General features: G+C 34.4%; 13 protein-coding genes, 3 tRNA genes and 2 pseudogenes. 8 read left to right on the forward strand and 10 right to left on the reverse strand.

Annotated features, from left to right (window positions below; all coding sequences use genetic code 11):
- Positions 1 to 249: 249 nt before the first annotated feature.
- From LG372_RS03230 to LG372_RS03270, 9 genes and pseudogenes are all read right to left on the reverse strand, one after another.
- Positions 250 to 431, reverse strand: a pseudogene (locus tag LG372_RS03230) (transposase); the annotation flags it as partial.
- 208 nt (positions 432 to 639) lie between these two features.
- Positions 640 to 939 (reverse strand): annotated as a pseudogene (locus tag LG372_RS03235) (hypothetical protein); the annotation flags it as partial.
- Positions 940 to 1,509 carry an aminoacyl-tRNA hydrolase gene (pth, locus tag LG372_RS03240; RefSeq protein ID WP_225742122.1) on the reverse strand — a complete coding sequence of 190 codons (570 nt, stop codon included), beginning with the start codon at positions 1,507 to 1,509 and terminating at the stop codon, positions 940 to 942.
- A 72-nt stretch (positions 1,510 to 1,581) separates the two neighbouring features.
- Complete coding sequence (gene ychF, locus LG372_RS03245; protein ID WP_033687631.1) at positions 1,582 to 2,697, reverse strand: redox-regulated ATPase YchF; 1,116 nt, start codon at positions 2,695 to 2,697, stop codon at positions 1,582 to 1,584.
- Between the two features lie 235 nt (positions 2,698 to 2,932).
- Complete coding sequence (locus LG372_RS03250) at positions 2,933 to 3,127, reverse strand: DUF951 domain-containing protein (protein ID WP_000285186.1); 195 nt, start codon at positions 3,125 to 3,127, stop codon at positions 2,933 to 2,935.
- A gap of 64 nt (positions 3,128 to 3,191) precedes the next feature.
- A complete protein-coding gene (dnaN, locus tag LG372_RS03255) occupies positions 3,192 to 4,328 on the reverse strand; it encodes a DNA polymerase III subunit beta (RefSeq protein WP_225742123.1) in 1,137 nt (378 codons plus the stop codon).
- Between the two features lie 158 nt (positions 4,329 to 4,486).
- Positions 4,487 to 5,848 carry a chromosomal replication initiator protein DnaA gene (gene dnaA, locus LG372_RS03260; protein WP_049493190.1) on the reverse strand — a complete coding sequence of 454 codons (1,362 nt, stop codon included), beginning with the start codon at positions 5,846 to 5,848 and terminating at the stop codon, positions 4,487 to 4,489.
- 213 nt (positions 5,849 to 6,061) lie between these two features.
- Positions 6,062 to 6,820 carry a ParB/RepB/Spo0J family partition protein gene (locus LG372_RS03265; RefSeq protein ID WP_225742124.1) on the reverse strand — a complete coding sequence of 253 codons (759 nt, stop codon included), beginning with the start codon at positions 6,818 to 6,820 and terminating at the stop codon, positions 6,062 to 6,064.
- 57 nt (positions 6,821 to 6,877) lie between these two features.
- Entirely contained in the window at positions 6,878 to 8,059 is a 1,182-nt protein-coding gene (locus tag LG372_RS03270) for a S1C family serine protease (protein WP_225742125.1), read from the reverse strand.
- A 183-nt stretch (positions 8,060 to 8,242) separates the two neighbouring features.
- On the opposite strand from LG372_RS03270, the gene rlmH reads away from it, so the two are divergent.
- The 7 genes from rlmH (at position 8,243) to LG372_RS03305 (ending at position 11,416) form a co-directional block, all read left to right on the forward strand.
- Positions 8,243 to 8,722 carry a 23S rRNA (pseudouridine(1915)-N(3))-methyltransferase RlmH gene (gene rlmH / locus LG372_RS03275; RefSeq protein ID WP_004269820.1) on the forward strand — a complete coding sequence of 160 codons (480 nt, stop codon included), beginning with the start codon at positions 8,243 to 8,245 and terminating at the stop codon, positions 8,720 to 8,722.
- Positions 8,723 to 8,765: 43 nt separating this feature from the next.
- Positions 8,766 to 8,839 (forward strand) — tRNA-Arg (locus LG372_RS03280).
- A gap of 164 nt (positions 8,840 to 9,003) precedes the next feature.
- On the forward strand, positions 9,004 to 9,129 hold the full coding sequence (gene comC, locus LG372_RS03285) for a competence-stimulating peptide ComC (protein WP_143952663.1): 126 nt from the start codon (positions 9,004 to 9,006) through the stop codon (positions 9,127 to 9,129).
- A 20-nt stretch (positions 9,130 to 9,149) separates the two neighbouring features.
- Positions 9,150 to 10,466 (forward strand): competence system sensor histidine kinase ComD, encoded by a 1,317-nt coding sequence (gene comD / locus LG372_RS03290; protein ID WP_225742126.1) that lies wholly within the window; start codon positions 9,150 to 9,152, stop codon positions 10,464 to 10,466.
- Positions 10,463 to 11,218, forward strand: coding sequence for a competence system response regulator transcription factor ComE (gene comE / locus LG372_RS03295; protein WP_225742127.1), 756 nt, complete (start codon positions 10,463 to 10,465; stop codon positions 11,216 to 11,218). Before comD ends, comE begins: the two co-directional genes overlap by 4 nt.
- A 47-nt stretch (positions 11,219 to 11,265) precedes the next feature.
- Positions 11,266 to 11,337: transfer RNA gene (locus LG372_RS03300), tRNA-Glu, on the forward strand.
- Positions 11,338 to 11,342: 5 nt separating this feature from the next.
- Positions 11,343 to 11,416, forward strand: a tRNA-Asn gene (locus LG372_RS03305).
- Between the two features lie 40 nt (positions 11,417 to 11,456).
- On the opposite strand, the gene LG372_RS03310 is transcribed toward LG372_RS03305, so the two are convergent.
- Entirely contained in the window at positions 11,457 to 11,999 is a 543-nt protein-coding gene (locus tag LG372_RS03310; RefSeq protein ID WP_049491103.1) for a TetR/AcrR family transcriptional regulator, read from the reverse strand.
- Positions 12,000 to 12,126: 127 nt separating this feature from the next.
- Here LG372_RS03310 and LG372_RS03315 point away from each other — a divergent pair, with 127 nt between their 5' ends.
- Positions 12,127 to 14,781 carry a YhgE/Pip domain-containing protein gene (locus tag LG372_RS03315; protein WP_225742128.1) on the forward strand — a complete coding sequence of 885 codons (2,655 nt, stop codon included), beginning with the start codon at positions 12,127 to 12,129 and terminating at the stop codon, positions 14,779 to 14,781.
- Position 14,782 lies beyond the last annotated feature (1 nt).

Here is a 14,782-nt window from a genome sequence, read left to right on the forward strand (position 1 = left end):
CTAATATACTATAAAGATGATAATAGAATTTCTATTGCACCCTCAGTCTTATTAATTGTTGGCTCTGCACTTGCATTGGTTCCATTCTTAGGATGGATAGGGGGAATCGTCATTATTGTTGGTGCTTCATTATTTTTAGGAAGCCTCAAAAAATTTAAAGTTGAACTATAAATAGAGTTTTTGTCAACTAGAGTAAATGGAGAAACTCTAAAATTGGTTCTTTGTCAATAGTAGTGGATTAAAGAAAAGCTAAGATAGAGAAAGGACAAATTTCGTCCTTTCTTTTTTGATGTTCAGAGCGATAAAAATCGTTTTTTGAAGTTTTCAAAGTTTCGAAAACCAAAGGAATTTCGCTTGATAAGTTTGATGAGGTTATTGGTCGCTTCTGATTTGGAGTTAGAATAGGGTAATTGAAGGGCGTTGACGATTTTTCAATGATTTCATGATTGATGAAAGTTACTATTTTAGTTTTAAGAATTGTGGCTATTGTGTATTTCAAGGGCGATGAGCGTGTGACTCCTGCACTGTCTGTATTGTTTATCGTAGGTAGTTCTGTTGGATTAATCCCATTCGTGGACTAGATAGGAGAAATTATGACAATTATTGGCAATTCCTATACTTTGAAATTTTGAAAAAATTTGAAATGATTTTTTCTTGTGAAGACATCAAAAACTCGACCATAGGAGAGTCATCTACCAAAAATGGATAGACAAGTTCCTCACCCAAGATAGATATAAGATCACTAACAATTCCTTCTGCTTCTCCATAAGTTGACGTCAATAACACAATCTTATCTTCTTTTTCTATACTACTTGCAATTGCAAGAGCCTTAGTAGACGTTGATAAACCTAGTATTAGTTGTCTTTTCTTATTTGTCAGATTTTGATGCCATTTTTTGATCTGATTATTTTCTGAGAATAAATCTAATAAGGTAACCATTTATCCGTTATACCTCTGCATCGTTTTTTCAAAGTTTTTCTCTTGTAAATAGTAGTTTACAGAATCGTCAACTTTGTCAATAGACTGTAAAATACCAATATAATCATCCTTGTTAAAGGTACTCAAAACATGGTGAACAACTGACATTCCATTTTTAGGTCTTCCAATTCCAATCTTAACACGGTTAAAGACCTGAGTTCCAATATGTTGAATAATAGACTTGATACCATTATGACCACCTGCTGAGCCTTTTGCTCTTAAACGAATCTTTCCAACTTCCATGTCAAGATCATCGTAAATGATGAGTAAATCTTCAATATCCAAACCATAGTAAGTCAATAAAGCATGAACTGCTTTTCCACTTTCATTCATAAAGGTCGTTGGTTTAACAAGATAAATTTTTTCTCCATTGAAGAAAAAAGATGCTAGATCAGCTTGAAATATCTTATCGTGTGTAAAAGTGACATTCTGTTTCTTCGCTAGTTGGTCAATCAACATAAATCCAACATTGTGTTTTGTTTCAAAATATTTATCCCCTGGATTTCCTAATCCTACAAGTAATTTGGTCATTTATTTTTCCTTTCAAAAGCCAAAAGGGTTGGAATTTTTTTCCAACCTAATTGATACTATTCATTAATTTTTTTAGACATTAAAGCGGAATTCCATAATATCGCCATCTTGAACGATATATTCTTTTCCTTCTTCACGCAAGCGTCCAGCTTCTTTTACAGCCTTTTCAGATCCGTATTTCACTAGATCCTCATATGACATGGTTACTGCACGAATAAATCCTTTTTCAAAGTCTGAGTGGATAATCCCAGCTGCTTGAGGAGCCTTCATACCACGCTTGAAGGTCCAAGCGCGAACTTCTTTTTCACCAGCTGTGAAGTAAGTTCCCAATCCAAGCAAATGGTAAGCTGCACGAGTCAACTTGTCAACGCCTGATTCTGTCAAACCAAGTGCTTCAAGAAACTCTTGCTTATCTTCTTCGTCTAACTCAGAAATTTCTTCCTCAGCACGCGCAGAAATAACGACTACTTCAGCATTTTCTGTCTCTGCAAATTCACGAATTTGTTTAACATAGTCGATAGAGTCAGGTTCTGAAACCACATCCTCGTCCACATTGGCAACATAGAGCACTGGTTTAGTCGTCAAAAGGAAGAGACCTTTGACAACCTTTTGCTCCTCATCTGTAAATTCAATAGTTCGAGCTGATTTTCCATCTTCAAGGACTGGTTTAATCTTTTGAAGAACATTGAATTCTGCCACAGATTCTTTATCTTTTTGCGTACGTGCCATCTTTTCTACACGCGCATAACGTTTATTGACTGATTCTAAGTCAGCAAGAATCAATTCCAGGTTAATGGTATCAATATCCGCAAGTGGATCCACAAAGGCATCTTCACGTCCTTGCTCGCGCATGACATTTTCATCATCAAAAGCACGAACTACATGAACAATCGCATCTACTTCACGGATATTGGCCAAGAATTTATTTCCTAGTCCTTCTCCTTTTGAAGCTCCTTTTACAATCCCTGCAATATCTGTAAATTCAAAAGTTGTTGGAACTGTCTTTTTAGGAGTAATCATTTCAGTTAGTTTTTGGAGGCGTTCATCTGGAACTTCTACCATTCCAACGTTTGGATCAATCGTCGCAAATGGGTAGTTTGCTGCCTCTGCTCCTGCTTTTGTAATTGCATTAAATAGTGTTGATTTACCAACGTTTGGCAAACCAACGATACCTGCTGTTAAAGCCATATTTTCTCATTCTCCGTTTTCATTTCAATCCCTAATATTATAACACAAAAAGGGAAAACTTGCTAACCCTCTAACTAAGGGTTCTCATACTCTTCGAAAATCTCTTCAAACCACGTCAACGTCGCCTTGCCGTATAGATATTACTGACTTCGTCAGTTCTATCTGCAACCTCAAAACAGTGTTTTGAGCAACCTGCGGCTAGTTTCCTAGTTTGCTCTTTGATTTTCATTGAGTATCAGTCAATAATTTTATTCATTTTTCGATCAAAATCATAGCGCCCCATCATGACAACATGGTCACAATTACTACATTTAATTTTGATATCTGCTCCTACACGTGTAATTTCCCAACGATTGGCCTTTTTACCTGTTGACTTGATGGTGCAAGCATGTGGTTTTTTCATTTCAACAAAATTTCCAACTTGATACATACTACTCTCCTTTTCTTTTTCGATTATATCATAAAAGAGGCGAGCTAGGCTCAACCTCTTTAACTTAATTTGTACGAACTGGTGTAATGAGCTGCATGAAGTCCTCGTCAGTATCTGCTGGCACAAGAGTAAATGGACGAACAGCTGAGATAAAGCTAATAGTCACCTTTTCGCTATTTAAAGCTTTAAGGGAATCAATCAAGTAAGTTGGGTTGAAACTAATAGTCAAATCTTCACCAGTAACCTGATCAGTATCGATTTCTTCGTTTACTTTACCAACTTCTGGAGAGTGAACATGGGCGCTAACAATCCCATCTTTAAATTCAAGTTTCACAGTACCATTTTGAGTCGCACTTGATAAAAGACGAGCACGCTCCATTGACTGGCGTAAGTTTACCACATCAAAAGTAATAGTAGTGTTAAAGTCTGTTGGAATCAAACGATCTGTATCAGGATAGTTACCTTCTAACAAACGAGTATAAAAGCTAATATTTTCGCTTCTAAAGAGGATTTGATTGTTGGCAAAGAAAATCTCTACAGTTTCAATATCGTCTGTAAATACTGCTGAAAATTCGCGTAGAGAACGGCTAGGAATGACAACATCAAAATCATCACTATTTTTCTCAAGCGTTAATTTTTTCTGGCTTAGACGATGAGAGTCTGTTGCCACTGTTTTTAGCTCCTTGTGTTGACTTAATACAAAATGAACACCTGTTAAAATTGGACGACTCTCTTGTGTACTTGCAGCAAAGGCTGTTTCATTGATAATTTTCTTGAGTAATTTTGTTTCAAGAACCAAAGGAGTGCTTGCTGAAATTTCTTGGATTCGTGGATATTGTTCGCTATCTTTTCCTTTTAGGGTAATTTCTGATTTACCACTCGTTAAAACAATTTGATTTTGTTCAATTTCTTTAAAATCAAGAGTCACATCAGGTAGACTAGATACAACATTGATAAAGAAAGAAGCTTCAAGAAGAATTGAACCTAAAGAAGTAATTAACAAACCAGCATCTTCATTTTTTTGAGAAATAAAATTTTCAATTGAAATTTGACCATTTGAACCAATTAAAGTAACACCTTCATTGGTCACGTCAATTTTGACAGTTGATAAAATAGGAATGGCATTTTTAGAACTAATAGCTCTCTTAGTAGTATTTAAAGCTTGTAGAAATAAATTTTTATTAATTGAAAAATGAATCATGGATTCTCCTTTATTTATTTTTAGTATTAGAAGGATAATAGTAATAATAGAGTCTGTGAAATCTGTGGAAAACAGACTTTAAACAAGTCATATCAAGTTTTTTAGCTTGTTTAAAAAATGTGGATAAAAAAGATAAAAAAGCGAAAGTTATCCACAAGTTATTTAATTTTCTTTTTGATTGATTCAATTTCTAAACGTAAATTATCGTCTTCATCAATCAAAGATTTAATTTTAGCATGGGCGTGAATGACTGTTGTATGATCTTTTCCTCCAAATTCCTTCCCAATTTTTGGAAGACTATTATCTGTTAGTTCTCTAGATAAATACATAGCCACTTGACGGGCTAACACAATATTTTGAAGACGTCTACTTCCCTTCATTTCTTTGACACTGACACCATAAAAGTTACCAACTTCATTTTGGATTTTATCAATTGGGATGACGAGGATTTGGCTAACATCTTGTTTGCGAGCTCTAATGGCTTCTGCAGCGATATCGATAGTGATATCCTTAATCTTCTTCACTCTTGCAATTAAAGTGATGTCGTTGATTGCTCCTTCAAGTTCTCGAACGTTTGAATCAAATTGGCCAGCTAGGTATTCTAGGGTATCACTTTGGAAATTGTAGTCTAAATGCTCTGTTTTACTTTGTAAAATGGCAATACGTGTTTCAAAGTCAGGTGGTGTGATGTTTTGCGTCAAGCCCCAGCTAAAGCGCGTGACAAGCCGTTCTTCAAGGCCTTCTAAGTGTTTAGGACTACGATCACTAGTCAGAACAATTTGTTTTTGATTGCTATGGAGAACATTGAAAGTATTGAAAAATTCTTCTTGAGTTGCAACTTTTTTGCCACTCAGCGATTGGATATCATCAATTAACAAGAGATCAAGACTACGGTAAGTTTTTTTGAATTTTTCCATTTCACCAAGTCTCAGGTGTTCAAGAAAGTCGTTGATAAAGCTTTCAGCAGGGATGTACTTCACACGCGCATCAGGAATATTTTTCAAAATCTCATTCCCAATTGCATTGAGTAAGTGAGTCTTACCAAGGCCAGGTCCTCCATAGATAAAAAGAGGGTTATAGGTCAGAGCCAAATCTTCAGAGACAGCCAAAGCGGCTGATACTGCCCAAACATTTCCATCTCCTTGGATAAAATTATCAAAGGTATACTTTTCTTTTAATCCAGTATCCGAATAAGGAATAGATGCTAACTTTGGACTATAGTCATAAAGAGTTGAATTTGTAGCTTCTTCAACTTGTGAAATAGTCGTATCTTGAGGCTTGGTGAAAATATAGTGGGGAGTTATTTCAGCATCATAAATTTCAAAACCAGCTACTACAATGATATCTTTTAGTTGTTTTTCCCAGACCATTTCCATTTCAGATCGTGGTAAAAATATAGTGGCAACATTTTCCTCTACCTTGATAAGTTCAGCTTGAATAGCATAGAAATCATACATGGATCGAGTCAGTCTTTCTTGAGCAAATTCTAATATACGATTCCAAAATTGTTTTTCTTTCAATCCTTTCTCCTCCTTTACTATTTAAAAGTTTAATACTAGACCTATTTTACCATAGAGAACAAGAATTTTCCACAAGCTGTGAAAAATAATCCACAATGTTACCAAGTTTTATCCACAGGCTGGGGATAAAAGCAGAAACTTTTGATTTATTAAGCTTTTTATTGAAAAAAAATAGTGGATAACCTTGTGAGATAAAAAAATAAAAGAACAGCCTTATTTCAGGCTGTTGATAATTCTACTGTATTCTTCTTGATTTGAAAAAGAAATAATGATTCTTCCACTATCTTTTTTAGACATTTTGATTTCTACATCTAATCCGAGTAGTTTTTTTAACTGTTCTTCTTCATTTTGTATGAAATGATCATTTTTTTGCAGTTTCTTTTGTTTTTTCTCTGTCAGAAGAGCTTCTAACTTCCTTACAGAAATGTCTTCTTCTATAATTCGTTGAAAGAAATAGTCTTGTTGTTCCTTATTCAACCCAACTAGAGAACGCGCATGAGCTTGTGATAGTTTGCCATTTTCTACTTCTGAGAGGATAGCATCTGGCAAGGAAAGCAAACGAATGGAGTTGCTGATATATGGACGAGACTTGCCCATTTTATCTGCAATTTCAGCATGGGTAAATCCTTTCTCTACAAGAGATTCATAGGCGCGTGCTTCTTCTATTGGATTTAAATTTTCTCTTTGTAAATTTTCAATGATGGACTGGACCATCATCTCTTGGTTTGAAAGTTGTTTAACAACAGCTGGGATAGACGTTAGACCAGCTAAAAGTGAAGCGCGATAGCGTCTCTCTCCTGCAAGGATTTCATAACCAATAACAGGAGATTGACGAACAATAATCGGTTGAATGACCCCATTTTCTTTGATAGACTGTGCTAGTTCATGTAGTTTTTCTCCATCAAATTCTTTTCGAGGTTGATAGGGATTTTTTTGTATATCCGTGATAGAAATCATTTCAAATTTTTCCATGATTCTACACTAACACATCTTTTCTCTTATGTAAAGCTTTCTTTACATAGATGTCAATTAAGATTCTAAATCGCCTGAACTCTTGTCAAGTTTAATAGATGTAGTTTCTTCTTTACCGTTACGATAGTAAGTTATCTTAATGGTGTCTCCGATAGAATGATTGTAAAGAGCATTTTGTAAGTCTGTTGATGAAGCGATGTCTTTGTCATCTACTTTTGTAATAACATCGTATTTTTCAAGGTGACCATTTGCAGGCATATTACTTTGCACAGAACGAACAACTACACCAGATGTTACACTGCTTGGAATATTCAGTCTTCTAATATCACTTGTATTAATATTTGAGAGATTGACCATTTGAATTCCCAAAGCTGGACGAGTCACTTTTCCGTTCTTTTCCAATTGTTCAATAATATTGATAGCATCATTTGCAGGGATTGCAAAACCAAGACCTTCTACAGATGTTCCTCCATTTGTGGCAATTTTACTTGAGGTAATTCCGATAACCTGTCCTTGAATATTGATTAGTGGGCCACCAGAGTTACCTGGGTTAATAGCAGTATCAGTTTGGATGGCTTTTGTAGAAATGGCTTGTCCATCTTCAGATTTTAAAGATACATTTCGATTGAGACTAGATATGATACCTTGAGTGACAGTATTAGCATATTCAGAACCTAACGGGCTACCGATAGCAATAGCAGTTTCTCCTACGGTTAACTGACTAGAATCACCAAATTCCGCTACTGTTGTCACTTTTTCTGAAGATATTTTGACGACAGCAATATCAGAGAAAGTGTCAGCTCCGACGATTTCTCCAGGTACCTTAGTTCCATCTGACAAACGAATATCTACTTTGCTGGCACCATTTATAACGTGATTGTTGGTGACAATATAAGCTTCTTTGTCATTCTTTTTATAAATAACCCCAGATCCTTCACTAGAGATTTGCTGAGAATCTGTATCTGTATCATCATTGCCAAATACGCTATTTTGTCTGTTAGCTGAATAAGTAATAACAGAAACAACAGCGTCTTTTACTTTGTTAACAGCCTGTGTTGTTGAATTTTCGTTCTTATAGGCAGTCTGTGTAATAGTACTATTGTTGTTGGAGTTACTTACAGTACTTTTCTGAGTTAGTTGGTTTATTGAAAAACTCCCCAAGGCTCCACTAATAAAGCTAATGACGATAACGACTAATAATTGAAACCATTTTTTGTAAAATGTTTTGAGATGTTTCATATTTGCCTCCATATGTTTTAAATTAATGAAAGTATAAACTGACTAGCTTAATTATAACTTAAAAATAAAAGTTTTTCACAGATTGTGGATAACTTTCAAAAATCTGTGGTTTTCTCGGCTAAAATTAACCTTTTATTTTGTGAATAAGATGTGAAAAAATAGAGAATATGTTAGAATAGAGTCATGAAAATTAAAGTTGTAACAGTTGGGAAACTGAAAGAAAAGTATTTAAAAGATGGTATCGCAGAGTATTCAAAACGAATTTCTCGATTTGCTAAGCTTGAAATGATTGAGCTAGCAGATGAAAAAACACCAGATAGGGCCAGTGAGTCAGAAAATCAAAAGATTTTAGAAATAGAAGGTCAGAGAATTTTATCAAAAGTTGGTGACCGTGATTTTGTTATTGCGTTGGCTATCGAAGGGAGAACTTTCTCCTCAGAAGAATTTAGTAAGCAGCTAGAAGAAGCTTCTATAAAAGGATTTTCTACTCTTACCTTTATTATTGGAGGGAGTCTGGGGTTAGCACAGGATGTAAAAAAAAGAGCCAATCTTTCTGTTAGTTTTGGTCGCTTAACCTTGCCTCATCAGTTAATGAGACTAGTCCTTGTTGAACAAATCTATCGGGCTTTTACGATTCAGCAGGGATCACCCTATCATAAATAGAAAATTGACTTTCAATTGGATTTTTGGTAGAATAGCTGTATTAGGTCTCATAGCTCAGCTGGATAGAGCATTCGCCTTCTAAGCGAACGGTCGCAGGTTCGAATCCTGCTGGGATCAATATAGTAGCAAAGCTGGGAATTTTCCCGGCTTTTTTCTTAAAAAAGTACACTTGGGAAGAAAAAAATGACAGTTGAGAGAATTTTATCTACAATGAAATTCCATTTTGTATAATAGTTTTTGTAAGTTAGCTTACAGGAAAAAACACTTTAGGAGATTTTATTATGAAAAACACAGTTAAATTGGAACAGTTTGTAGCCTTGAAGGAAAAAGACTTGCAGGAGATTCGAGGTGGGGATAGTAGGATATCAAAATATCTCCGTGATTTTATTTTCCCAAGAAAAAAGTAATGAAATAAGGGGAAAGAGTAATGAATTTATTTGGATTTGGGATAGTTATTGTTTATTTTTTTATCGTTAGCAAAAGTTATGAACGGATTTGTAAAATAACTAAAAAAGAGCATATAGTTTTTTGCTACACAGGTATATCAGTTTTTATACTTGAAGAAGTTGCTAGTATGATATATAGAGGTGGTTTTAGTTTAGTTAAATTTTTATTTCCATTAGTTATATATTTTTATTTAAGAAAATTTAAGATATATGAAACATACAAAGGAATTTTTATTAGTATACTATTATCTTTGTTATATAATGGTACCCATACTTTTATATCTGTAACGTTATCTTCAATTATAGGAGATTATTTAGTATCCCAGCATGAAGAAATTTTCTATTTTATAGTTCTATTACTAACTTATTTTTCAATCAAAAAAATTATTACTTATTTCCATTTGGAACTAAACTATTTTGACAAAGATTATCTCTATCCTTTCTTGAAAAAAGTATTTTTTGCTTTACTATTGCTACATATTGTATCTTTCGTTTCAGATATGGTAAGTACGATTAAACATTTGAATAGTTTTGGAAGTATTTTATCATCTATTGTCTTTATCTCTTTACTTTTGACTTTCTTTGCAATGAATTCTCATAAAGAACAAATGGAGAAAGAGATTGCTTTGAAGCAGAAGAAATTTGAACAGAAACATTTACAAAACTACACAGATGAAATTGTTGCTTTGTATAATGAAATACGTGGGTTTAGACATGACTACGCTGGGATGCTTGTCAGCATGCAGATGGCAATTGACAGTGGTAATTTACAGGAAATTGACAGAGTTTACAATGAAGTTTTGGTTAAAGCTAATCACAAACTCCGTTCAGATAAGTATACTTACTTTGATTTGAACAACATAGAAGATTCAGCTTTACGAAGTTTGGTTGCTCAGTCAATTGTTTATGCTCGAAATAATGGTGTAGAGTTTACACTGGAAGTAAAAGATACGATTACTAAGCTCCCAATTGAACTATTGGATTTGGTTCGTATCATGAGCGTTTTATTGAACAATGCTGTCGAAGGATCGGCTGATAGTTATAAAAAGCAGATGGAAGTAGCAGTTATTAAGATGGAAACTGAAACAGTTATTGTGATTCAGAATTCATGTAAAATGACGATGACTCCTTCAGGAGATCTATTTGCTTTAGGATTCTCCACTAAGGGAAGAAATCGCGGAGTAGGATTAAATAATGTGAAAGAACTATTAGATAAGTACAATAATATTATTTTAGAAACAGAGATGGAAGGCAGTACATTTAGACAAATCATTAGATTTAAGAGGGAATTTGAATGAAAGTTTTAATTTTAGAAGATGTTATTGAACATCAAGTGAGACTAGAGAGAATATTGGATGAAATTTCGAAAGAATCGAATATTCCAATATCATACAAGACAACGGGAAAAGTTCGTGAGTTTAAGGAATATATCGAAAATGATGAAGTAAACCAGCTTTATTTTCTAGATATTGATATTCATGGGATTGAGAAAAAAGGGTTTGAAGTTGCCCAGTTTATTCGTCATCACAATCCTTATGCTATTATCGTCTTTATCACCAGTCGATCAGAGTTTGCGACTCTAACCTATAAATACCAGGTATCAGCCCTAGATTTTGTTGATAAGGATATCAATGATGAGTTATTTAAAAAGAGAATTGAGCAGAATATCTTCTACACGAAGAGTATGTTACTTGAAAATGAAGATGTGGTAGATTATTTTGACTACAATTACAAGGGAAATGATTTAAAAATTCCTTACCATGACATTCTGTATATTGAAACGACAGGAGTTTCTCATAAATTGCGCATTATTGGTAAGAATTTTGCCAAAGAGTTTTACGGTACCATGACAGATATTCAGGAAAAGGACAAACATACTCAGAGATTTTATTCTCCTCACAAGTCATTTTTGGTAAATATAGGCAATATCAGAGAAATTGATCGAAAAAACTTAGAAATTGTTTTCTATGAAGACCATCGTTGTCCTATTTCAAGATTAAAAATTAGAAAATTAAAAGATATTCTAGAGAAAAATCTCAAAAGTAATTGACAATTAGCAAGAAATTGATATAATGGTTATATCTGCTACAGATAGAAGGTCCGTTGGTCAAGGGGTTAAGACACCGCCTTTTCACGGCGGTAACACGGGTTCGAATCCCGTACGGACTATTTTATCCGCCATAGCTCAGTTGGTAGTAGCGCATGACTGTTAATCATGATGTCGTAGGTTCGAGTCCTACTGGCGGAGTATAGATAAAAGGGAACATAGTGTTGTTCCCTTTTTTGTATCAATTTATATCACCAAGCATCTTCATAAGGAAGTCTGTTATTTCTTGAGGACTTTCTTTTTTTCCATGTGCAATCCAAGTTTGGCAAACACCAAAAAGTGCGTGAGTTAGATAAATACTACTATATTCTAATTCAGTGGTATTTAGATTTAGTTGCATAAAGCGTTTTTGTAAATCCGTACTGAGCATGATATGAAGTTTATTTCGTAAGAAATTTTGGATTTCTTTAGTCCCATTTTCAGAAAGAAGGGCAGCCAGAAGTGGTTCTGATTCTAGATATTCAAAGACTTCTAAAATAGCGTCTCTTTTGTGATGAGCATGTTTTTGAAAAATATATTCAAATGTATGGAATAGCTTGCTTTGATAGTGCTCAATCATATCATACTTATCCTTATAGTGAGTATAGAAGCTGGAACGACTAATTCCGGCTTTTTTTGCTAACTTGACAGTAGAAATTTGATCAAATGGCTGTTCTATCAGTAGTTGTACCATAGCATTTTCAATAGTTCGCTTTGTTTTTAAGCGTTTGTTACTTTCTTGCATATTTCCTCCTTATAAACAAATTAGACTATGTGTCTAAAAATTGATTTTTTATCTTGTAATTTATATTTTTTATTGTATAATCTATTATATCAAAATTTTAGACAATGTGTTTAAAAAAGGAGAAACTATGTTTAAAGAATGGAAAGCAATTTTTAAAAAACCAAACTTTATTATTGTCATGATAGGGATTTCTCTTATTCCCGCTCTGTACAATGTCATATTTTTGTCATCAATGTGGGATCCATATGGTCAATTGTCTGACTTACCTGTGGCAGTTGTCAATAATGATAAAGAAGCTTCCTATAATGGTAATACCATGTCTATAGGAAAAGACATGGTGTCTAATTTAGAGCAAAATAAATCATTGGATTTTCATTTTGTAGATGAAGATGAAGGAAAGAAGGGATTGGAAGATGGCGATTACTATATGGTAGTGACTTTACCAAGTGATTTATCTGAAAAAGCAGCTTCTATTTTAACGAATCATCCAGAGCAAATGCAAATCGATTATCAGACTTCAAGTGGTCATAGTTTTATTGCCAGCAAGATGAGCGATTCTGCGATGACACAGTTAAAACAGAATGTTTCTGCTAATGTAACCGAATCCTATACGAAAGCTTTATTTCAAAAGATGGGTGATTTAAAATCCGGTTTAACGAAGGCAGCCGATGGAAGTGAACAATTGGCTAACGGGGCCAGTCAGTTAGCTGTAGGAAGTCAGACATTGTCTTCAAATCTTGCTACTTTAGCTAGCTCAAGTTTAACCTTTTCGGATGGAACAGATCAATTTACAAAAGGGTTGACAACGTATGTCACAGGAGTAAAGCAACTGAATAGTGGCTTAGGAACATTTAATGATGGTTTACAGAACTATACAAGTGCGGTTTCACAGGTTGACACAGGACTTAATCAATTATCTTCGAAAACTCCAGAATTAGTTGCAGGTGTCAACCAGTTAAATACAGGGATGAAGTCATATGCTGGTGGAGTTTCACAACTCAATTCAGGTCTCAGTCAATTTTCGGTTGGTGTCAATGCCTATACAAGCGGAGTTGACAAATTATCTGTTGGTACAAACCAACTATCAAGTCAATCAGATACATTGAGAGACGGTATTACTCAATTAAATAAAGGAATAAAAGAAATATCCACACAATTAAATACTTCATCTCAACAGAAAGAGGATATAACACAGTTAGCAAGCAGTTTAGATGAGTTGAATAAGGCTCTCCAATCAGTTACAGTTTCAGATAATACTGATCTTAAAAATACAATATCTAATGACTTAACAAATATAACGACTCTTGCTCAAACTATTGTGACTAATAGTCAAGCAGAGCAAGAGAAAACTCTTACAAATCTTCAAGCAACAGCAACTTATCAATCTCTCACTGAAACTCAGAAAAAAGAATTGACTGAAGCTGTTTCAAATAATTCTAATTCTACGATAGAGTCAGCAAAAGCAATTTTAACGACGGCAGGAGATTTAAAAGAAAATTTAGGAAGTATAAACCAACCAGTCTCTAATCTTTCTACTTTACAGACTAAAGCAAATCAACTTTTACCTATAGCGTCTAGTTCCTTGACATCTATGTCAAGTGGATTTACACAGTTGCAAAATGCTGTAGATAATCAGTTAGTTCCCGGAAGTCAATCAATTGAAAATGGAGTTAATGCGTATACTAAGGGATTGGATACTATTTCTTTAGGTGTAAATCAACTAAGTGAAAAGAATACAACTTTAACAACAAGTTTGGATCAATTGGTTTCTGGCTCAACCAAGTTGACAGAAAACTCTTCAAAATTGACAACTGGTTTGGATACTCTAGCTGGGAAAACTCCAGAATTAGTAACAGGTATTGAAAAACTATCATCTGGTTCTGCTCAATTGAACAATAAGAGTCCAGAGTTAATAGCAGTTCTTACTAAATTACAATTTGGCTCTGATCAATTAACAGATAAATCAACACAATTACTTTCTGCAGCATCCCAACTAGGAAGTGGCGCTATGAAGATAGCAGATGGTACTGGAAAATTAGCTGAAGGTGGAGCAACTTTAACTGCTGGTATTGAAAGTTTACAAGTAGGAACTACTGATCTAGGACAAGGCTTAAGAAGTGCTAGCAATCAACTAAAATCAGCATCAACAGAATCTAAAAATGCAGAGATTTTGTCAAATCCACTCAATCTTTCAAAAACAGACAATGATCAAGTTCCTGTAAATGGGATTGCTATGGCTCCTTATATGATATCAGTCGCTCTCTTTGTCGCTGCATTATCAACAAATATGATTTTTGCTAAATTACCTTCAGGTCGTCATCCTGAAACTCGCTGGGCTTGGTTCAAATCTCGCTTTGAGATAAATGGAGTTATAGCTGTTTTAGCCGCTGTCTTAGTCTATGGTGGCGTTCATCTTATTGGTCTAACAGCAAATCATGAAATGAGAACCTTGTTCTTAATTATTATCGCAAGCTTAACATTTATGTCTATGGTAACTGCATTAACAACATGGAATAGCCGTATAGGAGCTTTCTTCTCTCTTATTTTGCTTCTATTACAGTTGGCATCAAGTGCAGGTACTTATCCACTTGCTTTGACAAATGATTTCTTTAGAGCTATTAATCCTTGGTTACCAATGAGTTATTCAGTTTCGGGATTACGACAAACAATCTCTATGACAGGAAATATTCATCACCAAGTTATTTTCCTTGCTGTGATATTAGTACTATTTATTGGTTTAGGTATGCTAGCCTATCAACCTAAGAAAATGGAAGGAGATTAAA

Source organism: Streptococcus sp. Marseille-Q5112, from assembly GCF_916700555.1.
Classification (GTDB): Bacteria; Bacillota; Bacilli; order Lactobacillales; family Streptococcaceae; genus Streptococcus; species Streptococcus symci.

Bases quoted from the DNA above. Each gene is read 5' to 3' on its own strand.
- pth (WP_225742122.1), bottom strand. From the start codon at position 1,509: ATGACCAAATTACTTGTAGGATTAGGAAATCCAGGGGATAAATATTTT.
- LG372_RS03250 (WP_000285186.1), bottom strand. From the start codon at position 3,127: ATGTATCAAGTTGGAAATTTTGTTGAAATGAAAAAACCACATGCTTGC.
- comE (WP_225742127.1), top strand. From the start codon at position 10,463: ATGAAAGTTTTAATTTTAGAAGATGTTATTGAACATCAAGTGAGACTA.
- rlmH (WP_004269820.1), top strand. From the start codon at position 8,243: ATGAAAATTAAAGTTGTAACAGTTGGGAAACTGAAAGAAAAGTATTTA.
- comD (WP_225742126.1), top strand. From the start codon at position 9,150: ATGAATTTATTTGGATTTGGGATAGTTATTGTTTATTTTTTTATCGTT.
- dnaN (WP_225742123.1), bottom strand. From the start codon at position 4,328: ATGATTCATTTTTCAATTAATAAAAATTTATTTCTACAAGCTTTAAAT.
- LG372_RS03315 (WP_225742128.1), top strand. From the start codon at position 12,127: ATGTTTAAAGAATGGAAAGCAATTTTTAAAAAACCAAACTTTATTATT.
- comC (WP_143952663.1), top strand. From the start codon at position 9,004: ATGAAAAACACAGTTAAATTGGAACAGTTTGTAGCCTTGAAGGAAAAA.
- LG372_RS03310 (WP_049491103.1), bottom strand. From the start codon at position 11,999: ATGCAAGAAAGTAACAAACGCTTAAAAACAAAGCGAACTATTGAAAAT.
- LG372_RS03265 (WP_225742124.1), bottom strand. From the start codon at position 6,820: ATGGAAAAATTTGAAATGATTTCTATCACGGATATACAAAAAAATCCC.
- LG372_RS03270 (WP_225742125.1), bottom strand. From the start codon at position 8,059: ATGAAACATCTCAAAACATTTTACAAAAAATGGTTTCAATTATTAGTC.
- ychF (WP_033687631.1), bottom strand. From the start codon at position 2,697: ATGGCTTTAACAGCAGGTATCGTTGGTTTGCCAAACGTTGGTAAATCA.